At 70.2% G+C, this 22,076-nt stretch carries 13 protein-coding genes and 2 pseudogenes; 13 read left to right on the top strand and 2 right to left on the bottom strand.

Features of this window, described 5'->3' with window-relative positions:
* The first annotated feature begins 1 nt into the window (after position 1).
* From OG505_RS12725 to OG505_RS12705, 5 genes are all read left to right on the top strand, one after another.
* Entirely contained in the window at positions 2-1,237 is a 1,236-nt protein-coding gene (locus tag OG505_RS12725) for a mandelate racemase/muconate lactonizing enzyme family protein (RefSeq protein ID WP_405433395.1), read from the top strand.
* Positions 1,238-1,534: 297 nt separating this feature from the next.
* Positions 1,535-2,563, top strand: coding sequence for a zinc-binding dehydrogenase (locus OG505_RS12720; protein WP_405433393.1), 1,029 nt, complete (start codon positions 1,535-1,537; stop codon positions 2,561-2,563).
* Positions 2,560-3,321 carry an SDR family oxidoreductase gene (locus tag OG505_RS12715; protein WP_405433391.1) on the top strand — a complete coding sequence of 254 codons (762 nt, stop codon included), beginning with the start codon at positions 2,560-2,562 and terminating at the stop codon, positions 3,319-3,321. The genes OG505_RS12720 and OG505_RS12715 overlap by 4 nt, the downstream gene beginning before the upstream one ends.
* Positions 3,318-4,196, top strand: coding sequence for an amidohydrolase family protein (locus tag OG505_RS12710; RefSeq protein ID WP_405433390.1), 879 nt, complete (start codon positions 3,318-3,320; stop codon positions 4,194-4,196). Before OG505_RS12715 ends, OG505_RS12710 begins: the two co-directional genes overlap by 4 nt.
* Positions 4,193-5,164 (top strand): aldo/keto reductase, encoded by a 972-nt coding sequence (locus tag OG505_RS12705; RefSeq protein ID WP_405433388.1) that lies wholly within the window; start codon positions 4,193-4,195, stop codon positions 5,162-5,164. Before OG505_RS12710 ends, OG505_RS12705 begins: the two co-directional genes overlap by 4 nt.
* 84 nt (positions 5,165-5,248) lie before the next feature.
* Here OG505_RS12705 and OG505_RS12700 read toward each other — a convergent pair whose 3' ends face one another.
* Entirely contained in the window at positions 5,249-8,806 is a 3,558-nt protein-coding gene (locus OG505_RS12700; RefSeq protein ID WP_405433387.1) for a ThuA domain-containing protein, read from the bottom strand.
* Positions 8,807-9,329: 523 nt separating this feature from the next.
* Here OG505_RS12700 and OG505_RS12695 point away from each other — a divergent pair.
* From OG505_RS12695 to OG505_RS12660, 8 genes and pseudogenes are all read left to right on the top strand, one after another.
* Positions 9,330-10,841, top strand: a complete 1,512-nt coding sequence (locus OG505_RS12695) for a sugar ABC transporter ATP-binding protein (protein ID WP_405433385.1) — start codon at positions 9,330-9,332, stop codon at positions 10,839-10,841.
* A 114-nt stretch (positions 10,842-10,955) separates the two neighbouring features.
* Complete coding sequence (locus OG505_RS12690) at positions 10,956-11,930, top strand: ABC transporter permease (protein WP_405433384.1); 975 nt, start codon at positions 10,956-10,958, stop codon at positions 11,928-11,930.
* Between the two features lie 2 nt (positions 11,931-11,932).
* Positions 11,933-12,907 (top strand): ABC transporter permease, encoded by a 975-nt coding sequence (locus tag OG505_RS12685; RefSeq protein ID WP_405433382.1) that lies wholly within the window; start codon positions 11,933-11,935, stop codon positions 12,905-12,907.
* 10 nt (positions 12,908-12,917) lie between these two features.
* Positions 12,918-14,102: a substrate-binding domain-containing protein gene (locus OG505_RS12680; RefSeq protein ID WP_405433381.1), complete on the top strand. Its 1,185-nt coding sequence runs from the start codon at positions 12,918-12,920 to the stop codon at positions 14,100-14,102.
* A gap of 7 nt (positions 14,103-14,109) precedes the next feature.
* The gene (locus OG505_RS12675; RefSeq protein WP_405433380.1) at positions 14,110-14,961 is read left to right on the top strand and encodes a sugar phosphate isomerase/epimerase family protein; all 852 of its coding nucleotides are present in this window, start codon (positions 14,110-14,112) and stop codon (positions 14,959-14,961) included.
* Positions 14,962-15,064: 103 nt separating this feature from the next.
* Complete coding sequence (locus tag OG505_RS12670; RefSeq protein WP_405433379.1) at positions 15,065-17,461, top strand: RICIN domain-containing protein; 2,397 nt, start codon at positions 15,065-15,067, stop codon at positions 17,459-17,461.
* A gap of 174 nt (positions 17,462-17,635) precedes the next feature.
* A pseudogene (locus tag OG505_RS12665) lies at positions 17,636-19,006 on the top strand (RICIN domain-containing protein); the annotation flags it as partial.
* A gap of 296 nt (positions 19,007-19,302) precedes the next feature.
* Complete coding sequence (locus OG505_RS12660; RefSeq protein WP_405433378.1) at positions 19,303-20,967, top strand: glycoside hydrolase family 27 protein; 1,665 nt, start codon at positions 19,303-19,305, stop codon at positions 20,965-20,967.
* A 130-nt stretch (positions 20,968-21,097) separates the two neighbouring features.
* On the opposite strand, the pseudogene OG505_RS12655 reads toward OG505_RS12660, so the two are convergent.
* Positions 21,098-22,060 (bottom strand): annotated as a pseudogene (locus OG505_RS12655) (family 43 glycosylhydrolase); the annotation flags it as partial.
* Positions 22,061-22,076 lie beyond the last annotated feature (16 nt).

The following is a 22,076-nucleotide window of genomic DNA, read 5'->3' as shown; positions in this document are numbered from 1 at the left end:
CATGCGCATCACCGGGTATCGAACCCTGACGACGGTCCAGGAGTGGGGCCGACCCGTCGGCGACGCCAACGGCGTGTTCCCCGACGGCGTCACCACGGTGCCGATCACCATCGTCGAGACCGACGCGGGGATCAGCGGCGTCGGCCTGGGCCCCCACGTGGAGATCGAGAAGATCTTTCCGGCCATCGAGGGGGAGGATCCCCGCGCGGTGACCAGTCTGTACGACCGGATGCTCCGGCACACCTTCAAGGCCGGTCACGGCGGGCTGGTGTTCGGGACGATCGGCGCGCTGGACACGGCCCTGTGGGACATCAAGGCGCAGCTCGCCGGTGAGCCGCTCTGGCGGCTGCTCGGCGGGCGGGACCGACGCGTCCCGGCCTACGCCTCCGGCATCGACATCGGTCTGACCGACGACGAGCTCGTCGCGGAGTACGAGGTCTACGCCGGGTACGGTCTGCGTGCCGCGAAGCTCAAGGGCGGCCTCGACATCGAGCGGGACCGGCACCGGCTCACGCTGGTGCGGGAGGTGCTGACCGAGGCGGGCCACGGCCGGCGGCCCGGTCTGATGCTCGACGTCAACGAGGCGTGGTCGCGTAAGCAGGCCGTCCGGCACGTGGCCGAGCTGGAACGCACCCTCGATCTGATCTGGATCGAGGAGCCGGTCCGCCGTTGGGACGCCGAGGGTCTGGCCGCCGTCGGCCGGGGCGTCCGGGCGTCGATCGCCACCGGCGAGAACCTCACCGGGCTGGAGCAGTACCGCCCGCTGATCGGGGCGGGCGCGGTCGACATCGTCCAGACGGCCGCCGTCTGGGGTGTCACCCACTTCCTGCGGGTGGCGGCCCTGGCCCATGCCCACGACCTGCCGGTCAGCCCGATCGGCAACATCCCGGTCGGGCTGCTGCACGCCGCCACCTCGGTGCCGAACCACCTGGTCAGCGAACTACAGGATCTGCGGCCGCCCGCGGGCATCGGCCTCGACCTGCACGTCGAGGACGGCGCGTTCCTTCTCGGCGACACACCGGGCCTGGGCATCCGGGTCGACGAGGCGGCGATCGCGGCGGCCGGACACCGGGCCGGCAGCCCGACCCCCGACAGCCCGAACGTCCGACCGGAGCGGGCGGGCAAGCGTCTGCTGGCGACGGCCGAGCACATGCCCTCCGTCCCGGCGGTCCGGGTCGAGGCCCTGCTCGCCGATGCCGCCCCGTCCCAGAACGACGTGGCGCCCCTGCGGCACTGAGACCGCCCGACCCGCGTCCACGAGCGAAGGGAGGCAGAGTGTCACGCCGTCGTTCCGGGTGCCCCTCGTAGGCGGCGACGACTGGACCAAAATTGGTCGGATGATTACGGTGTCCGTGTCGCCGATACAAGGGAGGCAGGTCTGGCCGTCCTGGCACACGCCCCCGCACGTGGGCCGCCACGTTCAGCTTCAGCTTCCTCAGGTGAGCCAGCGACCGCGGACCTCGGGCACGCCGCGCGGCGGTGCGCCCAGGGTCGTGGGCACCGTACGAACCAACGACGTTGAGACGGAGCAGCAGTGAAGGCAGTTGTCTACCGGGGCGCGCGTGATCTCGGGATCGAGGACCGTGCCCCAGAACCGCCGGGCCCCGGCCAGGTGCGGATCGCGGTGGCGTACACCGGGATCTGCGGCACGGATCTGCACATCTTCCACGGCGACATGGACGCCCGGGTGGGCGCGTCGGCGGTGATCGGACACGAGATGTCGGGTCGGGTCGCCGCGCTGGGCGACGGCGTCACCGGGCTGGCCGTCGGGCAGCCCGTCACCGTGATGCCGACCCGCGCCTGCGGGCGGTGCGCGGCGTGCCGTCGCGGCAATTCGCACATCTGCCACGCGATGGACTTCCTCGGCATCGACTCGCCCGGCGCGATGCAGTCGTCGTGGACGGTTCCGGCCGAGTTGGTGCTTCCGCTCCCCGACGATCTGCCGCTGGACCATGCGGCGCTCGTCGAGCCGGTCGCGGTGGCGGTGCACGACGTCGGACGGGCGAAGGTGACGTCCGGAGAGCACGTGGTCGTCGTCGGCGGCGGTCCGGTGGGCGTGCTCATCGCGTCCGTCGCCCGGGCGCGCGGGGCCGAGGTCCTGCTCGTGGAACCGGACGACTTCCGGCGCGCAGTCGCGTCGGGGATCGGGATCGAGGCCGTGGACCCGGGGCCGACCGATGTGGTGGCGCTCGTCAACGAGCGGACCGGAAGCGCGGGCGCGGACGTCGCGTTCGAGGTGTCCGGTTCCGCCGCCGGGGTCGGCACGGCCGTGGATGTGCTGACCACCCGGGGTCGGCTGGTGATGGTGGCGATCCACCCGCAGCCGCGCCCGGTCAACCTGCACCGGTTCTTCTGGCGCGAGCTGGAACTGCTGGGCGCGCGGCTGTACCAGCGCGAGGACGTGGTGGAGGCGATCCGGCTGGTCGCGGCGGGCGTCATCCCGGCCCGGGAACTGATCTCCCGGGTGCTGCCCGTGGCCGGTGTCACGGACGCGTTCACGGCTCTGGAGGGTGGCGGCGGCGTCATGAAGGTGCTGCTCGACTGGCGGGAGGAGGCCCGATGAGCGCCCTGTTCGACCTGACCGGACGTACCGCGCTGGTGACCGGCGCACGGCGGGGGATCGGCCTGGCGATGGCGGAGGCCCTGGCGGTGGCCGGCGCGGACATCATCGGGGTGTCGGCGCAGTTGGAGCCCGAGGGCAGTGAGGTACAGCGGCGGGTCGAGGCGGCCGGTCGCCGATTCACCGGCATCCGCACGGACCTGGGTGACCGGGCCGCGGTGTACCGGTTGGCCGAGGAGGCCGCGACGGTGGCGCCGGTGGACATCCTCGTGAACAACGGCGGCACGATCGCCCGGGCGCCGGCCGCCGAGCACCCCGACGAGATGTGGGACCGGGTGGTGCAGGTCAACCTGTCCAGCCAGTTCGTGTTGAGCCGGGAGATCGGTCGGCGGATGGTCGACCGTGGCCGCGGAAAGATCATTTTTACCGCCTCGCTGCTGAGCTTCCAGGGCGGCATCAACGTCGCGAGCTACACCGCGGCGAAGTCCGGCCTCGCCGGGCTGACCAAAGCCCTGTCCAACGAGTGGGCCGGCCGAGGGGTGAACGTCAACGCGATCGCGCCCGGGTACATCGCCACCGACAACACCCAGGCGCTCCGCGACGACCCCGCGCGCAACGACGCGATCGTGGGCCGGATCCCGGCCGGCCGGTGGGGACGCGCCGACGACCTGGCCGGCGCCACCGTGTTCCTGGCTTCCGCGGCCTCGGACTACGTGCACGGCACGGTCCTGCCCGTCGACGGCGGCTGGTTGGGCCGATGACGCAGCCCTCACCGGCCGGGCGCCCCGGCATCGTCGACGCGCACCACCACCTCTGGGTTCGTGCGCGTCACCCGCAACCCTGGATCGACCCGGACACGATGGCGGCGATCGACAACGACTTCACCCCGGCGGATCTCGCCCCGGCGGCACGCGCCGCGGGCGTCACCGAGACCGTCGTCGTGCAGTCCATCGCCTCCGTGGCGGAGACGGAGCACCTGCTGGGCATCGCGGCCGACGATCCGCTCATCAGCGGGGTCGTCGGCTGGGTGAACCTCACCGCCGACGACATCGACGAGCGCCTCGACCGGCTCCGCGCGACACGCGGCGGGGAGCGGTTGGTCGGCATCCGGCACCTGGTCCAGTCCGAACCCGACCCGGCTTACCTCGACCGACGCGACGTCCGGCGGGGCATCGCGGCGGTCGGCGCGGCCGGCCTCGCCTACGATCTGCTGGTCCGCGACCACCAACTGCCGGCGGCCACCCGGCTCGTCCGCGACCTGCCCGAGGTGTCGTTCGTCCTGGACCACCTCGCCAAACCGGCGCTCGGCGCGGGGGGCCTCGGCAACTGGCCGGCCAACCTACGGGCGCTCGCCGCCGAACCGAACGTCACCGCGAAGCTCTCCGGTCTGGTAACTGAGGTGGACGGATCGTCCTGGACGGCCGACGATCTGCGGCCCGCCGTCGACCACGCGCTCGACGTGTTCGGACCGCAGCGGCTCATGTTCGGCTCGGACTGGCCGGTGTGCCTGCTCGCCAGCTCCTACACCCGCTGGGTCGCCGTGCTCGCCGACCTGGTGGCACCACTGGGTGACGAGGAGCAGGCGGCGATCTGGCGGAAAACCGCGAACCGTGCGTACCGGCTGGAGGCGTCATGACGGCCCGAGCGCTGCCCCGCCGCCCGGCGGTCCGCCTCACCGCGCTCGGCTTCGGCGCGGCGCAGGGCGGCAGCCTGTACCGGGCGACGTCCGACGACGAGTTCGCCGGGGCCGTCGACGCCGCCTGGGCCGCCGGCATCCGGTACTTCGACACGGCGCCGCACTACGGCCTCGGCCTGTCCGAACGGCGCCTCGGCGCCGCGCTGCGGTCCCGGCCCCGCGACGAGTACGTGGTGTCGACGAAGGTCGGGCGCCTGCTCGTACCCTCGCCGGAGACCGCGGGGGAGCGTGATTCGCAGGGCTTCGACGTGCCGGCCGACCTGCGGCGGGTCTGGGACTTCAGCCGCGACGGCGTACGCCGGTCGTTGGAGGCCAGCCTGGAGCGCACCGGCCTGGACCGGGTGGACGTGGTGTACCTGCACGACCCGGACGAGCACTGGGAGCAGGCGGCCACCGAGGCGGTACCCGCGCTGATGGAGCTGCGCGACCAGGGCGTCATCGGCGCGATCGGGGCCGGCATGAACCAGTCGGCGATGCTGGCCCGGTTCGTCGCGGAGACCGACATCGACGTGGTCATGTGCGCCGGCCGCTACACCCTTCTCGAACAGGGAGCGCTCGACGACCTGCTGCCCGTCGCGCAGGCCCGAGGGGTCGGCGTGGTGATCGCCGGGGTCTACAACTCGGGGCTGTTGGCCCGCGACCAGCCGCCGGCCGACGCGGCCTACAACTATCAGCAGGCGCCGCCGGAGCTGATCGAGCGGGCGCGGCGGATCGCGGCGGTCTGTCAGGCGTACGGCGTCACCCTCCCGCAGGCGGCGTTGGCGTTCGTCCGCCGGCATCCGGCCGTGGTCTCGACCGTGGTCGGCGTGCGCGACGCGGCCCAGGTGACCGAGACCCTGCGCCGGTCGGACGCGGACGTGCCGGAGCAGCTCTGGTCGGCGCTGCGCGACGCCGGGCTGCTCGGCTGACCGACACAGCCGTGAACGCGGTGCGCCGGCCGCCCGATCCTCGGATCGGGCGGCCGGCGCCCTGTCGGAGCTACCGTCCGGTCGTTAGACGGCGCTGAACCGCCACTGTTGGTTGGTGGCGCTGTGGCAGCCCCACTGCAGCAGCCGGGCCCCGTCGGCAGTCGAGGCGCCGTTGACGTCCAGGCAGAGCCCGCTCAGCGCGCTCTTGACCGTGTAGATCCCGGCGGTGCCGGTCGCCGTCACGGTGAACTTCTGCTGGTTGGCGTTGGTACAGGTGCTGTGTTGCAGGAAGGCGCCCTGTGCGGTGGACCCGCCGGTGACGTCGAGGCACTTGCCGCTGTGTACCGCCTTGAGGTAGACGGCGCCGCCGCCGGCGTCCACCGCCTGCCACTTCTGGTTGTTGCCGCCGGTGGCCGCCCACTGCACGACCTGGGCGCCGTCGGCGGTGGAGTTGCCGCTGACGTCCATCAGCTTGCCGCTGTGCTGGGCCGTCAGGGTATAGGTCTTTCCGGCCACGCCGCCGGTACCGGGGTCGCTGCCGGGAACCCCCACGCCGTTACCGCCGAAGGTGAACGCGTCGAGGTCGAACCAGTTGGACGAGCTGCCCTTGAACACCATGTAGAGGGTGTGCGTCCCGGACAGGGCCGCGACGCTCACCGCCGGCGTGGACTGGTAGTTGTCCCAGCCGCCGGTGCTGGGCACCGTCGTGGTGGCCAGCAGCGTGCCGGTCGGCGAGTCGGCCCGCAGCTCGATCGTGCCACCACCGCTCGGTGACGACAGCCGGTAGCTGACGGTGCTGATGCCCGACAGGCTCATCGGGTTGAACGCCACCCAGTCGTTGTTGGAGATGTCCCCGACGCGCTTGCCGCTCTCTGCTGCGGCCTGGTCGACGATCCGGACGCCGGACTGGCTGCTGAAGTACTCGGCCTGCTTGTGCTTGGGCTGGAGGATGGCCTGCGCGTACCCGGTCAGCGGGGCAGCTCCGCCGCTGCCGCCGTTGTCGGTGTAACGGGCGTTGAGCACGTAGTACAGGTTCGCGCCCTCGGGGTGCCCGCCGAGCAGGTCGGTGGAGATGGTGCCCGAGCAGCCGGGGTAATCGGTGGTCTCGTGCGCGTGGTCGTCGTGACCAAGAGCCGGGTTGACGAACACCTTGTTGCAGTCGATGGCCGCGCCGCCGGGGTCGGAGACACTGACCGTGTACGAGACCTTGTCACCGAAGTTCAGCATGCCGCCGTTGGCCGGCACCGTGATGGTGACGACCGGGGCGGTGTTGCCGACGGTGATCTGCACATTGGCGAAGCCGGTCTTGCCGGTGTTGTCGGTGACCTTCAGCTGCGCGGTGTAGTTGCCGTTGGTGGTGTAGGTGTGTGCCGGGTTGGCTGCCGTGGACGTGCCGCCGTCACCGAAGGTCCACTGGTAGCTCAGGGTGTTGCCGGCGTCCGGGTCCATCGTGCCGGCGCTGCTGAACTGCACGGTCAGCGGGGCGCTGCCGCTGGTGGGCGTGCCGACGGCCTTCGCGATCGGTGAGCGTCCACCCTGGATGTAGTCGATGCGGTAGAGCCCGGAGTCGTTGTTGCCGCCGCCGAAGTTGGAACCCCACTCCAGCAGGTACAGCGAGCCGTCCGGGCCGAACTCCATGTCCATCGGCTTGTTGAAGTTGCCGCCGGGCATGAACGGGTTGGTCCGGGTGACCGCCGTCGACGAGTCGAAGTGCGTTTCCTTGATGTAGTTGCGCGACCACTCGTAGAAGAAGTGCACGCCGTCGTAGTAGGCCGGGAACTTCGTCGCCGAGGGGTTCGCCGCGTTGTAGCGGTAGACCGGCCCACCCATCGGCGCCGACCCGCCGGAGCCCAGCTCCGGGAAGGTCGTCGACGCGGGGTAGCCGTACCAGATGTTGGGCGCGACGATCGGCTTGAGGTTGACCAGGCCGGTGTTGTTGGGCGAGTTGTTGACCGGGGCGTTGCAGTTGAACTTCGCCCCGACGACGCCGGTGTCCGGGTTGAACGGCGCGTACGGCTGGTTGTTGCCGTGGCAGAACGGCCAGCCGTAGTTGCCGGGGGCCTTGATCACGTTGAGCTCGACGAGCCCCTCGGGGCCCCGGTTGGTGGTCGGCGGGTTGCGGTCGGGGCCGTAGTCCGCCAGGTAGACCCAACCGGTAACGGGGTCGATCGAGAAGCGGAACGGGTTGCGGAAGCCCATGGCGTACACCTCGGGCTTGGTCTGCGCCGTGCCCTGGGGGTAGAGGTTGCCCGTCGGGATGGTGTACCCGCCGCTGGCCGAGGGCTTGATGCGCAGCAGCTTGCCGCGCAGGTCGTTGGTGTTGCCGGCGGAGCGGGCGGCGTCCAGGTTGGACTTGCCGGACCGCCAGTCCAGCGGGGCGTACCCCTGCCAGTTGGGGTCGAGGTTGGGCGGCGTGTCGTCGCCGGTGCCGATGTAGAGGTTGCCGTCCGGGCCGAACTCGATGTAGCCGCCGGTGTGCCCGGGCTCGGGGAAGGTTCGGTCCCGGTACGCGGGAATGTCGATGATCCGGGCCTCGGTGGACAGGTTGAGCGTGTCACCGGTGAGCGTGTAGCGGGAGACCCGGTTGACGTCGGTCGTGCTGCTCGCTGGCGAGTGGTAGACGTACACGTACCCGTTGCTGGCGAACGCCGGGTCGATCGCGACGCCGGTGAGGCCGTCCTCACCGCCGGTGTAGACGCTCAGCGTGGCGGCGGTGACGGTGCTGTTGGTGCTCGGCTTGAAGATCTTGATCTGGCCGCCCCGCTGGACGTACAGCACGCGGCCGTCCGGCAGCACGGCCAGCGCCATCGGGTCGGCGGTGTTGTCGTCCAGGGTGCGCTTCTCGAAGTTGCTCCAGACGGTGCCGCCGCAGTCCCCGGGCTGGTTGCCGGCGGCCCACTTGACGCCACCGAGGACGTGGTTGCGGAAGTTCGTCTCGCTGTACGACTCGATGGCGTGGCCCATCGCGGTGGCCCACACCCGGCCGCCGCCGGCGTTACGGCACCACGAGATCGGGTGGTCCGGGCCCATGGCCCGGGCGCCCGGGTTGTACGTGCGCTCGTCGGCGGTCACCAGGACGTGCACGTTGCCACGCGGGTTGGAGTCGAAGTTGTACCACTCCTCGCTGCGGTTCCAGCGGTCCGGCAGGCCGGCCGTCGACGGGTGCTGCTTGTCGGCGACGATGGCGGTGCCGGGCAGCACGCCGGGGGAGTGCTCGGGCATGTGGGCGCCGCCGTTGAGGGTCTGGTCCCACCAGGGGTACTCACCCTCGATGCCCATGTCCAGGGCGTTGTGGATGCCGACGATGCCCTTGCCGCTGGCGAGGTAGCCCTCCACGGCCTGGCGTTGCGCGGCCGAGGTCCAGACCATGCCGGAGGTCTGGAACATGATGATGACGTCGAAGGTCGCGAGGTTGGCGGGCGTGAAGACGCTCGCGTCCTCGGTCGCCACCAGCTCGAAGTTGTTCGCGGCAGCCTGCTGCTGGAACATCGAGATTCCGGCGGGGATCGAGTCGTGCCGGTAGCCGGTGGTCTTGGTGAACAACAGGGCGCGGAAGGCCGGGGCGGCCGACGCCGGTGGAGCCAGGCCGAGGGCCAGTAACAGGCCGACGATCATTCCTATGATCATTGTGGGGCGACGCATGCCGTCTCCTAGGTCTGGGCGGGCAACTCCGATTGCGAGCACGGGTCCGGCACGCGCCAGGTTGTGCCTGGGCGCGCGTCGGCCACGGGTGTGCTGGTCGCGGTCGTCGTGCCGTCCGCCGAAACGGCAGTCAGCCCCGCAGGACGTCACACAGCGTGACGTGGGCTGTGATCTCGTCCATGGTCTGCGAGGTCAGGATGGGCTATCCATCGATGGGTGTCAATGTAGCGTTGGGCGTCGGATGTTACCCCTGAGTAGGGGCGGTCGGGCCAGACGTGCCGGAGCCGACACTCGCGCCGATCGAGTGCCGGGCCTGGCGGTTGCCGCAGATCGAGGATTGCGGACCCGCATCCAAACATCTATCTTCATACGTGTGATGTTTCCTCGATGTCAAGGAAATGTTTGCACCATAAAAACGCAAGTTCCGCTGAGACCTGCGAAAGTGCGTCGCTCAGCGCACCGAACGGCCTACCGGCCGGTGTATGGATCTCGTCGATGACTACTATCTGTAAGGGCTATCGGGATGGCAGATCCACAACCGGCACCGCTGCTGGCCCTGCGGGGCATCGGCAAGTCCTTTCTCGGTGTGCGCGTCCTCGACGGTGTCGACCTCGACGTGGCGCCGGGTGAGGTGCACGCGGTGGTCGGTGAGAACGGTGCCGGAAAGTCGACGCTCATGAAGATCGTCTCGGGTGGGTACGCCCCGGACGGGGGCACCGTCGAGTTCGCCGGTCAACCGCGCGTGTTCCACGGCCCCCGCGACGCGCAGCGGGCCGGGGTCGGCATCATCCACCAGGAGTTCAACCTGCTGCCCGAGCGCACCGTCGCGGAAAACGTCTATCTGGGCCACGAGCCGGTCCGGCGGGGGCTGGTCGACCGCCGCGAGATGCTCGACCGGACCCGGCGCCTGCTCGCCTCGATCGGGGAGACCGCGCTGCCAGCCGACTCCCGGGTGGGGCAGCTCGGCGTCGCTCAGCAGCAGGTCGTCGAGATCGCCAAGGCGCTCGCCCTGGACGCGCGGCTGCTCATCATGGACGAGCCGACCGCGGCGCTGGCAGACCAGGAGGTCGAGCTGCTCTACGGGCTGGTCCGCCGGCTCCAGGAACGCGGCATCGGCCTGCTCTACGTCTCGCACCGGCTCACCGAGGTCTTCGACCTGTCCAGCCGGATCACGGTTCTCAAGGACGGCCGCCGGGTGACGACCGTGGACACCGCGCGGACCAACACGGACGAGCTGGTGCGGCACATGGTCGGCCGCGAGCTGTCCAACTACTACCCGCAGCGGGCCGACCCCGGCGAGCGTGGGCCGGTGCGACTCACCGTCCGTGGCGGGGGCAACCGGAAGCTGCGGGGGGTGGACCTCGAGTTGCGCGCCGGCGAGGTGCTCGGCGTCGGTGGCCTGCAGGGTTCCGGACGATCGGCGCTGGCCCGTGCGCTCTTCGGGGTGGCCCCGTTCACGACCGGTGATGTCGAGCTCGACGGCGAGCCGGTGCGGCTGCGTTCGCCGCGTGCCGCGATGCGGGCGGGCATCGCGTACGTCACCGAGGACCGCAAGGGTGAGGGCATCGTGGCCCGGCAGTCGGTGCTGGACAACGCGCTGCTCGCCAGCCGGGCCGTGTTCGCGGCGCAGTCCGGTCGCGCCGCCCGCACCGCACGGGTGCGTGAGCTGCTCGACGCCGTGGAGGTCCGTGCCGCTGGCGACGACCAGGAGATCCGCTTCCTCTCCGGCGGCAACCAGCAGAAGGTCGTCCTGGCCCGATGGCTCGCGCTGACACCACGGATCCTGCTCTTCGACGAGCCGACCCGGGGCATCGACGTGGGCGCGAAGTCGGCCATCCACGATCTTGTCCGCCGCCTCGCGACTGACGGCGCGGCCATTCTGATGATCTCGTCGGAGCTACCGGAGCTGCTCGGCATGAGCGACCGGATCGTCGTCCTGCGCGACGGCCGGATCGCGGGCGAGCTGCCGGCCGGCGCGACCGAGGAGGACGTCGTCGCCCTCGCGGTCGGCGCCGTCCGGGAGGCCGCCGCGTGAGCGCGAGGAGTGAGCCGATCTTGCGAGCCCCGCGATCGCGAATGGAGACGGCCCGATGAGCGCGAGGAGTGAGCCGGTCTTGCGAGCCCCGCAGTCGCGAATGGAGACGGCTCTGTGACCGCCCTGTCGCTTCGTCCGGCCCGGCGGGCCGTGCCGGGCGTGTTCGTGGCTCTGGCCCTCACCCTGGTCATCGGCTGGCTGGTCGTCATGCTCGACGGCGGCCAGCTCTTCAACCAGTCGACGACGGTGAGCCTGCTGCACGTCGCCGCCGGCCTCGGGCTCGTCGCCGTCGGGCAGACCCTGGTCATCCTCGGCGGTTCGCTCGACCTCTCCGTGGCGTTCGTGATCAGCCTGAGCACTCTCGTTGCGGCCGAGGCGATGAACGGCAGCGACGGCGCGCTGCTTCCGGCGATCGGGCTGGCGCTCGCGGTCAGCGCCGCGATCGGGCTGCTCAACGGTGTGCTCGTCACCAAGCTGCGGATCAACGCGTTCATCGCGACCCTCGGCGTCGGGTTGCTGCTCAAGGGCTACCTCGACAACGGCTACGACGGCCCGGCCGGCGAGAGCGCCCCGGTTCTCGTGCGGACTCTCGGGTACCAGCGGATCGGGCCGGTCCCGGTGTCCTTCCTGCTGCTGCTCGCCGTGACGGCGGCGGCCTGGTTCGCCCTTTCGCGTACCCGCTTCGGCCACCACCTGGTCGCCGTCGGCGGCGATCCGGAGGTCGCCCGGCTCTCCGGCGTCCGCAACGACCGGGTCCTCATCACCGCCCACGTGCTCTGCTCCCTCTGCGCCGGACTGGCCGGCGTCTATCTGGCCAGCCGACTCGGTTCCGGCGCCCCACGGGTGGGCACCGAGGGGCTCTACGACCTGGAGTCGATCGCCGCGGTGGTCCTCGGCGGCACCGCCCTCGCGGGCGGGCGTGGGGGAGTGCTCGGCACGGTCGGGGGCGTGCTGCTGCTCGCCAGCATCGACGCGGTGTTCAACCAGCTTGAGGTCGACGCGTTCTTCAAGCAGGTGATCCGCGGCGTGATCATCATCGCCGCGGTCGCCGTCTACGCCCGACGGGCCATGCGAAAGGCGGGGTCCTGATCATGCGGGTCGTCGAACGTCGTCCGCTGCCGCTGCGGATTCGCACCGACGGGATCGCGCCGATCGTCGCGCTCCTGGCGGTTCTGCTGATCCTCGTGGCGTTCGTCCAGCCCGACTTCCTCGCGCCGTCGTCGCTGATGTCGTTCCTCGGGCGCTCCGCGCCGATCATCCTGCTCGCCGCCGGTCAGTACTTCGTGATCGTCTGCGGGGAGTTCGACCTCTCCGTCGGCTCCCTGGTCACGGCGCAGGTCGTCGTCGCCGCCCGGCTCATCGACAGCGATCCGTCGCGCACCTGGCCGGTGGTCGTGCTGCTGCTCGTCGGCGGCGCGCTCGTCGGGCTGGTCAACGGTCTGGTCACGACGGTGCTGCGGGTGCCGTCCTTCATCACCACCCTCGGCATGTTCCTGATCCTCGTCGGCGCTGTGTACCTGTGGTCCGACGGCGCTCCGAAGGGCGGGCTCTCCGAGGAGTTCCGCCGCTTCGGCCGACGGGCCATCGAGGACGTGCCGCTGCTGGGCCGGATTCCGTACGCGCTGCTCGTCCTGGTGGTCGTCGCGGCGATCGCCGTCGTGCTGACGCGCTCCGACTTCGGGCGCACGCTGATCGCTGTCGGGGACAATCCGCGCACCGCCGAGCTGAGCGGGGTGCGGGTCGCGCGCACCAAGACGATCGCGTTCATGCTCAGCGGCCTCGCCGCGGCGGTCGCGGCGATCCTCCTGGGCGGGTACAGCGGTGTGTCGTTCCAGGCCGGCGTGGGGCTGGAGTTCGGGGCGATCACCGCTGTCGTGCTCGGCGGGGTCGCCCTCGGCGGCGGCCGCGGCTCGGTCGTCGGGGCGATGCTCGGTGCCCTGACCCTCGAGACGCTCTTCGCGCTGATGAACTTCACCGGCGTCTCCGGTGCCCTCAGATCGACCGTCCAGGGCGTGATCATCCTGCTCGCCGTGGCGGTCTCGTCCCTGCGTTCCTCCTCCAGATAAAGGTGATTCGATGAGACGATCCATGACCGCCCTGGCCGCGGCGAGTGTCCTGGTGCTCGCGGGATGCGCCACCGACGAGCCGACGGCGTCACCGTCGGGCACCGCCTCCGCGGCGGCCGGTTCGGGCACCGGGGAGCAGTCCAAGTTCTTCGTGCAGGCCGACTACGACAACGAGCTGGCCCTGCTCGACGCCGCCCCGACGGGCCCGGCCGACAAGCCGTGGGAGCAGGTGCTCAACCCGAAGATGGTGGACACCGCGAAGTTCAAGAAGCCCGGCAAGCACAAGATCTGCTTCTCCAACGCGGCGCTGAACAACCCGTGGCGGCAGGTCGGGTTCAAGACCATGCAGGCCGAGGTCGAGGCGCAGCGGAGCCGGATCAGCGAGTTCGTGCACGTCGACGCCGAGGGCAAGGACCAGAAGCAGATCGCCGACATCAACGATCTGCTCGGTAAGAAGTGCGACGCCCTCATCGTCTCGCCGAACACCACCGCCACGCTCACCCCGGCCGTCGAGGCCGCCTGCAAGGCCGGTCTGCCGGTGGTCGTCTTCGACCGGGGGGTCAACACCACCTGCCCGGTGACCTTCATCAACCCGGTGGGCGGCTACGGCTTCGGCCACGTGGGCGCGGAGTTCGTCAGCCAGAAGATGAAGCCCGGCGGGAAGCTGCTGGCCCTGCGCATCCTGCCCGGCGTCGACGTGCTGGAGACCCGCTGGTCCGCCGCGAAGATCGCGCTGGACAAGGCGAAGGTCGACGTCGTCGGCGTGGAGTTCACCGACGGCGATCCGGCCAAGACCAAGAAGATCGTGAACGACTACATCCAGCGGTACGGCACGATCGACGGAGTCTGGATGGACGCCGGAGCGGTCGCCGTGGCGGCGGTCGAGGCGTTCCAGGACGCCGGCAAGCCCGTACCGCCGATGAACGGCGAGGACCAGCTCGACTTCCTGAAGCTGTGGAAGGACAAGAAGCTCACCGCCATCGCGCCGACCTACCCGACGTATCAGTGGCGGACGCCGATCATCGCCGCGCTGAACATCCTCGACGGAACCCAGGTCTCCAACCCGTGGAAGCTGCCGCAGCCCACGGTCACCCAGGACAACCTGGACCAGTACCTCGACGCGAGCATGCCGCCGCTGCACTACGCGATGTGCGGCTGCCGTGACCTGCCCGGCTACCCGCAGCGCTGGAAGTAGGTTCGCGGTGTACGCCATTGGCGTCAACCCCTGGGTGTGGGCCTCGCCGGTCGACGACGAGGCCCTCGCCCGGTTGATCCCGCGGATCGCCTCCTTCGGGTTCGACGCGGTCGAACTGCCGATCGAGCAGCCCGGCGACTGGGATCCGGTCCGCACACGGGACCTGCTGGCCGCGCACGGCCTCGTCGCGGCCGGGGTCTGCGCGGTGACCCCGCCCGGGCGGGACCTGGTGGATACCACGCCGGCCGTCGTCGAGTCGACCGTCGCGTACCTCATGGGGTGTGTGGCGAGCGCGGCGGCCGTCGGTGCGCCGTGTGTCGGCGGCCCGGTGTACGCGGCGGTCGGCCGTACCTGGCGGATGTCGGCGGCGGCCCGGGCGGCCTGCTACGCCGACTTCCGGCGGGCCCTCGCGCCGGTCGCCGACCGGGCCGGCGAGTGCGGCGTGACCATCGGCGTCGAGGCGCTGAACCGCTACGAGACGAGCGTGGTCAACACCGTCGAGCAGACGATCGACCTGATCGACGGCCTGCCCCCGAGCGTCGGCATCATGATCGACACGTATCACATGAACATCGAGGAGGCCGACCCCTACGCGGCCCTCGCGCTGGCCGGCCCGCACATCAAGCACGTCCAGGTCAGCGGCACCGACCGGGGCGCGCCCGGCGCGGACCACTTCGACTGGCCCCGCTTCTTCTCGGTCCTGCGGGGCACCGGTTACCAGGGCGCGGTCTGCATCGAGTCGTTCACGGCCGACAACGCGACAATCGCCACCGCGGCGTCGATCTGGCGGCCCCTGGCCCCCTCACAGGACCGCCTCGCCGTCGACGGCCTGCGTCACCTACGGAAGGTCGTCGCCTGACCCGGCGTCGGCACGCCCACGTTGTTAACGCTAACGACCACCCACCCTCCGAACCCGCCTCGTGAAGACGTCCCCCACCCCCACCACCTCAGGAGACCGTCCCGTGTCCGTCTCATCCATCTCCGTGGCGCGCAGGCTCTTCGCCGGCGCCGCCACGGCGGCACTGACCGCTCTGGTCGCCGTTACCGCCTCGGCCACACCGGCCTCCGCGGCGACCACCACCCTCTACGCGTCCCCGTCCGGCAGCGGCAGCACCTGCTCCGCCAGCCAGCCGTGCTCGCTGGCCGGCGCGCAGGCCGCCGTACGAACGCTCAACAGCTCCATGTCCGGCGACATCGTCGTGGAACTGGCCGACGGTGTGTACCGGCTCACCTCGCCGATGCGGCTGACCGCCGCCGACTCCGGCACCAACGGCTACCAGGTGATCTGGCGGGCGGCCGCCTCGGCCCGCCCGACGATCAGCGGCGCCCGGGCGGTCACCGGGTGGTCGCTCGTCGACTCCGGAAAGAACATCTGGCGGGCCAGCGTCCCGGCCGGGCTCGACAGCCGCCAGCTCTACGTCAACGGCGCCGTCGCCACCCGGGCGCGGACGGCAGTGAACCGCGCCGACTTCACCTTCACCACGAGCGGCATGCGGTTCAGCAACAGCGCGCTGAGCTACCTCAACAACCTCGGCAACCAGAACCGGGTCGAGGTGGAGAGCGTCGGCTCGTTCACCGACCGGTACTCGCCGGTGCAGAGCATCAGCGGCAATTTCCTGACCATGCAGCAGCCGGCCTGGAACAACAACACGTTCGGCTTCGACACCCTGTCCCGTCCGCACCGGGCCGGCCCGTTCTACCTGGCCAACGCGTACGAATTCCTCGACTCACCGGGCGAGTGGTATCTCAACCCCGGCAGTGGCCAGCTCAACTACATCCCGCTGGCCGGGCAGAGCATGAGCTCCGTCAGCGTGGAGCTGCCACAGCTGCAGTCCCTGGTCAACGTCGGCGGCACCTACGACGCGCCCGCGCACCACCTCTCGTTCAGCGGGATCACCTTCACCGGCACCAGCTGGCTCGGCCCGAGCAGCAGCAACGGTTTCGCCGACCAGCAGACCGGCGCGCACATCGTCGGCACCTGGGCCCGCCCGTCCGACGCGTTGACGTCCTGCCAGGAGGGTTGCCCGCTGTTCGAGGCCACCCGCCCGAGCTGGGCCCAGATGCCGGCCGCCGTGCAGGTCTCGGCCGCCAACACCATCGCCTTCAGCGACTCCCAGTTCGTCAACCTGGGGCAGACGGCCATCGGTATCGGCAACGACGCCAACGCCCACGCCAGCGGCGTCGGCCTGGGCGCCAGCAACATCACGGTCACGCGCTCGGAGATCGCCCGCAACTCGGCCGGCGGCATCGTGGTCGGCGGCGTGCGCGCCGACGCCCACCACCCCAGCGACCAGCGGATGGTCAACCGGAACATCACGATCAGCAACAACCGGGTGCACGACCTCGGCCTGGAGTACCGCGGTGTGGTCTCGATCCTGACCACCTACGTGAACACCGCGCTGGTCTCGCACAACGAGGTCTACAACATGCCGTACACCGGCCTCTCGGTCGGGTACGGCTGGGGCGCCAACGACGCCGGCGGCAGCAACCACTACGCCAACCGGGGTCTCTACAACTACCAGCCCCGCTATTCGACGGCGACCACCGCCGCCAACAACCAGGTCATCGGCAATTACATCCACGACGTGATGCAGCAGATGACCGACGGCGGGTGCATCTACACGCTGTCGGCGAACCAGGGCGGGACCATCAACGAGAACTACTGCCTGCGGACCAACGGCTGGTTCGGGCTCTATTTCGACGAGGGCTCGCGCTACTACACCGCCCGCAACAACGTGTTCTCCTCTACCGGCACCTGGGCCACCGCCAACTACTACTACGCCGAGAACATGGGCAACTTCACGGTCACCAACAACTGGTCGACCAACGGCAGCACGAACGTGACCAACGGCGACCGCGGCAACGTCGTCAACGGCAACGTCACGGTCTCGAACGGCAGTTGGCCGTCCGGCGCGCAGACGGTGATCAACGCTGCCGGCGTGCAGAGCGGCGGCACCACCAACCCGCAGAATGTCCAGCTCGTCGGCGTCCAGTCGGGTCGCTGCGCCGAGATCGGCAACTCCAGCACCACCAACGGGACGCAGGCTCAGCTCTGGGACTGCATCAGCGGCGCCGCCAACCAGCGGTGGAACCACACCGCGAGCCGGCAGCTCATGGTGTACGGCACCAAGTGCCTGGACGCCTCGGGTCAGGGCACCACCAACGGCACCGCCGTGGTGATCTGGGACTGCAACGGCCAGGCCAACCAGCAGTGGAACGTCAACGCCAACGGCACGATCACCGGCGTCCAGTCGGGTCTGTGCCTGGACGCCAACGGCGCCGCGACGGCGAACGGCACGAAGCTCATCCTCTGGGCGTGCAACGGCGGCACCAACCAGCAGTGGCAGGTGCGTAGCTGACATCCGGTTCGCCCCGGCCGAGGTGCGGCCGGCCGGGGCGAACCGGCGGCTGGCCGCCGCGGATCGGGGCCCGCCATTGCCACCGGTCATCGGCCAGCAGAAGTGTTAACGCTAACCCGAAACAGGTCACGCTCGCCCGCCCTCAGGGGCGTACGCCAGCATGGGAGTGAATTGATGGAAACCAACGGTGCGCTTCGTCGCGCCGCCCCACCGAAGCGTCGCAGGCGGTCGGGGCTGGCCGCCGTGGCGGCGACCCTGCTCGCCGCCGGCACCCTCGTCGGGGTGAACGCGGCGCCCGCGGCGGCGGCGACGGTGGACACCAACGCCTGGTACGTCCTGGTCAACCGCAGCAGCGGCAAGGCGTTGGACGTGTACGGCCAGGCCACCAACGACGGCGCGCGGATCACCCAGTGGACGCGCAACAACGGCAGCAACCAGCAGTGGCAGTTCGTGGACTCCGGCGGCGGCTTCTACCGGTTGAAGTCGCGGCTCTCGGGCAAGGTCCTCGACGTCAGCGGCGCGTCGACCGCCGACGGGGCGGCAATCGTGCAGTGGACCGACAACAACGCGGCCAACCAACAGTTCCGGCTGGCCGACTCCGACGCCCAGAACGTGCGGCTGATCGGTCGGCAGAGCGGCAAGGCCGTGGAGGTCCAGGGCGCCTCGACCGCCGATGGCGCCAACGTGGTCCAGTACGCCGACCTCAACGGCGCCAACCAGCAGTGGCAGCTGGCCAAGGTGTCGGGTGACACCGGGACCGGTGGAGGCTGCGGCAAGAGTCCCACGCTGGCCAACGGCACCCACACGATCCAGAGCAACGGCAAGAGCCGCACCTTCATCCTGCGGATTCCCGCCAACTACACCAACAGCACCCGCTACCGGTTGATCTTCGCGTTCCACTGGCGGGGCGGCACCGCGGCCGAGGTCAACTCGGGCGGTACGAGTGGGACGCCGTGGTCCTACTACGGGCAGCAGGAGCAGTCGAACAACACCGCGATCCTCGTCGCGCCGCAGGGCCTCGGCAACGGCTGGGCCAACTCCGGCGGCGAGGACATCACCTTCGTCGACGACATGATCCGGTTGATCGAGGGCGACCTCTGCGTCAACACGGCGCAGCGTTTCGCGCTCGGCTTCAGCTACGGCGGTGGCATGAGCTACGCGCTGGCCTGTGCGCGGGCAAATGTGTTCCGGGCGGTGGCGGTGTTCAGCGGCGCCCAGCTCAGCGGGTGCAGCGGCGGCACTCAGCCCATCGCGTACTTCGGTCTGCACGGCATCACCGACTCGGTGCTCAACATCTCCTCGGGGCGGTCGTTGCGGGACACGTTCGTGCGTACCAACGGCTGTACGGCGCAGAGCCCGCGGGAGCCGGCCTCGGGCAGCCGCACGCACATCACCACCGCCTACTCCGGGTGCCGGGCCGGATATCCGGTGCAGTGGGCGGCGTTCGACAACGGCCACATGCCGGGGCCGGTGGACGGCACGTACGCCGAGAGTGGCATCACGACCTGGACCAAGGGTGAGGTGTGGCGGTTCTTCGCGCAGTTCTAGCGAGCCCGCTCGGCGACCGCGACACCGTCGCGTCGACGCTGGGGCGTCGGCGCGCGGTGGCCGGTTGACGGCCTCGCCGAAGGGGCGGTGTCCGGTCACGCGACCGGGGGCCGCCCCGGTGTGCGTGCGGGGGCAGTACTTCGAAACATGGAAGTAGTTGAATTCGACGAAACGGCTCCGTAATATGACCGGCGTCTGCTGTTAACGCTAACAGTGGGCTCGTAGACATCATGATGCCCGCCTCATCCGGGCGGCTGTCCCTGGTGGACGGCATCACGAAAGGATGCTCCCGCATGAAGCGAATCGTCCGAGCCCGGCACTGGGGGCGGGCAGCGGCGGCCGGGCTACTCGTGGCCGCCGCCCTCGTCGGCCTACGTGCCCCGGGGGCCCAGGCGTTGGAGAACGGCGTCGCCCGGACACCCCCGATGGGGTGGAACAGCTGGAACTCGTTCGGCTGCAACATCAACGAGGGGCTGATCCGGCAGACGGCCGATGCGATGGTCAGCAACGGCATGCGCGATCTGGGTTACCAGTACGTCGTGGTCGACGACTGCTGGTTCAACCCGAACCGCGACAGCTCCGGCAACCTCCAGGGCGACCCGACCCGCTTCCCCAGTGGGATGAAGGCGCTCGGCGACTACCTGCACGCCCGAGGGCTGAAGTTCGGCCTCTACCAGGTGCCGGTCGACAAGACCTGCGCCCAGTACTTCAACAGCTACCCGGGCGCGACCGGCAGCCAGGGCCACGAGGCACAGGACGCCCGGCAGTTCGCCGCCTGGGGGGTCGACTACCTCAAGTACGACTGGTGCTCCCCGAACGGCAGCATCAACGAGCAGGTCACCACCTTCGCGAAGATGCGTGACGCGCTGGCCGCGACCGGCCGGCCGATTCTCTACAGCATCAACCCCAACAGCATCCACGCCAAGACCGGTCCGCAGCGCAACTGGGGCGACGTGGCGAACATCTGGCGGACCACCGAGGACATCACCAACGCGTGGGACACCGGGCAGACCAACGGCTACCCGATGGGCATCCAGAACATCATCAACGTCAACGTCCCCCTGGCGCCCTACGCGCGACCGGGCTCGTTCACCGACCCGGACATGATGGAGGTCGGCCGGGGCGGCATGAACGACACCGAGATGCGCAGCCACTTCGCGATGTGGGCCGTCATGGCGTCGCCGCTGATCGCCGGCAACGACGTGCGCAACATGAACTCCGCGACGCAGACCATCCTCAAGAACGGCAACCTGATCGCCATCAACCAGGACTCCCTCGGGTTGCAGGCCAGCCAGGTCTCGTTCGACGGCACCCGCCGCGTGCTCGCCAAGCGGCTCGCCAACGGTGACGTCGCCGTCGCCCTGCTCAACCAGGGCGGCTCGACGACGACGATCTCCATCACCGCCGCCGCCGTCGGCAAGTCCGGCAGCTCGTTCACCCTGGTGGAGGCCTGGAGCAACGCCACCACGACCAGCACGGGCAGCATCTCGGCCAGCGTCCCGGCGCACGGCACGGTGGTGTACCGGGTCAGCGGCGGCGACACCAGCACCCCGCCTCCCGCCACCACCCCGCCCCCGAGCACGTCCTTCGCGCTGGCGAGCGTGGCCTCGAACCGCTGCCTGGACGTCCCGCAGAGCAACACCACCAACGGCACCCAGCCGGTGATCTGGGACTGCAACGGCGCCGCCAACCAGCGCTGGACGGCCAACGGGCAGACCCTCCAGGCGCTCGGCAAGTGCCTGGATTCGCCCACCAATGCCACGGCGGGCAGCAAGGTCCAGATCTGGGACTGCAACGGCGGGGCCAACCAGCGGTGGACCCTCAACTCGAACGGCACGATCAGCGGGGCGCAGTCCGGCCTGTGCCTCGACGTCAACAACAACGGGACCGCCAACGGCACCACGGTGCTTCTCTGGTCCTGCACCGGGGCCGCCAACCAACGCTGGACCCAGCGCTGACGGTAGTACCGACAGGTCCGGGCCGGGGCGGCGTCGCCTCGACCCGGACCTGCGCCGTCGCGGTCCTGCGGTCGGTCGCTGACCCGTCCGTCGGCGACCGGGTCAGGTCGCGGCCGGGTGGCCCCGCGGGTCAGGTCGCGGCGGCCGTCCTCGCCGGCTGGATCGTCAGCTCGGTCGACGCGTCGTAGCGCACCGGAATGGGGTCGGTGAGTTCACCGACGAACGACCCGTCGACGTGGTCGAGGAAGCCGATGAGCGACCAGTCGCCGGCCGGTCCGGGGACCAGCCGGGGCGCGTACAGGTGCGGGTGGGCGACCGGCCGGGCGGCCGCGATGTCCCACGGGCCGCGCACGCTCTGTCCGGTCGCCACCCAGATCCGGTGGTCGTCGCGCCGGGCGCTGGCTGTCGCGTCGGTGGAGAACAGCAGCAGGGGCTGCCCGTCCACGACCGCGACCTGGGGCACCTCCAGGTGACCGAACCCCGCCGGCGTCGACAACGGCGGTCGGACGGTCCAGGTGAGCAGGTCGGGGGAGGTGGCGTGGCCGACGACGCCCCGCGTGTTCGCCGCCCCCGTGTTGGCGCGTGCCGTGATGAGCATGTGCCAGCCGTCGCCGTCCGGGTCGGGAAACACCCAGGGATCGCGCCACGCCTGCTCGTACCACAGGTCGGTGTCGAGCAGTTCGTACCACGTCGGGTCGGCCTGCACGATCGGCTCGGAACCGTGTCGATGCCAGGTGGTCAGGTCGTCGGAGACGGCCAGACCGATCCGTTGGACGAGACCGTCCTCGGCGCGGGAGACCCCGGTGTAGTACAGGTACCACCGCCCGTCCGGGCCGCGGACCGTGCACCCGGTCCAGGTCGCGAGGTCGTCCCAGGCCGGCGCGTCGGCGGGGACCACGGCGTCGGCGACCAGACGCCACGTGTGCAGGTCCGTCGAGACGGCGTGGCCGATCGAGGCGCGGCGGTGGCGGCGGTGCGGGTCGTGCAGGGCGCGGGACGCGCGCAGGAAGAACACATGCCATAGGCCGTTGTCGTCCTGCGCGTACCAGCTGTCCCACACCCAGTGGTCGGCTAGACGAAGCATGGCCGGAAACGTAGCACTAAACCGG

It is taken from the genome of Micromonospora sp. NBC_00617, assembly GCF_045161355.1.
GTDB lineage: Bacteria > Actinomycetota > Actinomycetes > Mycobacteriales > Micromonosporaceae > Micromonospora.
The sequence above is the reverse complement of the archived record's forward strand: the minus strand, read 5'-3'. Positions and strand labels throughout refer to the sequence as shown.

What these genes read in the sequence shown, in the direction of transcription:
- OG505_RS12725 (WP_405433395.1), top strand. Translation starts at nt 2, where the DNA reads ATGCGCATCACCGGGTATCGAACCCTGACGACGGTCCAGGAGTGGGGC.
- OG505_RS12715 (WP_405433391.1), top strand. Translation starts at nt 2,560, where the DNA reads ATGAGCGCCCTGTTCGACCTGACCGGACGTACCGCGCTGGTGACCGGC.
- OG505_RS12710 (WP_405433390.1), top strand. Translation starts at nt 3,318, where the DNA reads ATGACGCAGCCCTCACCGGCCGGGCGCCCCGGCATCGTCGACGCGCAC.
- OG505_RS12705 (WP_405433388.1), top strand. Translation starts at nt 4,193, where the DNA reads ATGACGGCCCGAGCGCTGCCCCGCCGCCCGGCGGTCCGCCTCACCGCG.
- OG505_RS12700 (WP_405433387.1), bottom strand. Translation starts at nt 8,806, where the DNA reads ATGCGTCGCCCCACAATGATCATAGGAATGATCGTCGGCCTGTTACTG.
- OG505_RS12695 (WP_405433385.1), top strand. Translation starts at nt 9,330, where the DNA reads ATGGCAGATCCACAACCGGCACCGCTGCTGGCCCTGCGGGGCATCGGC.
- OG505_RS12685 (WP_405433382.1), top strand. Translation starts at nt 11,933, where the DNA reads ATGCGGGTCGTCGAACGTCGTCCGCTGCCGCTGCGGATTCGCACCGAC.
- OG505_RS12680 (WP_405433381.1), top strand. Translation starts at nt 12,918, where the DNA reads ATGAGACGATCCATGACCGCCCTGGCCGCGGCGAGTGTCCTGGTGCTC.
- OG505_RS12660 (WP_405433378.1), top strand. Translation starts at nt 19,303, where the DNA reads ATGAAGCGAATCGTCCGAGCCCGGCACTGGGGGCGGGCAGCGGCGGCC.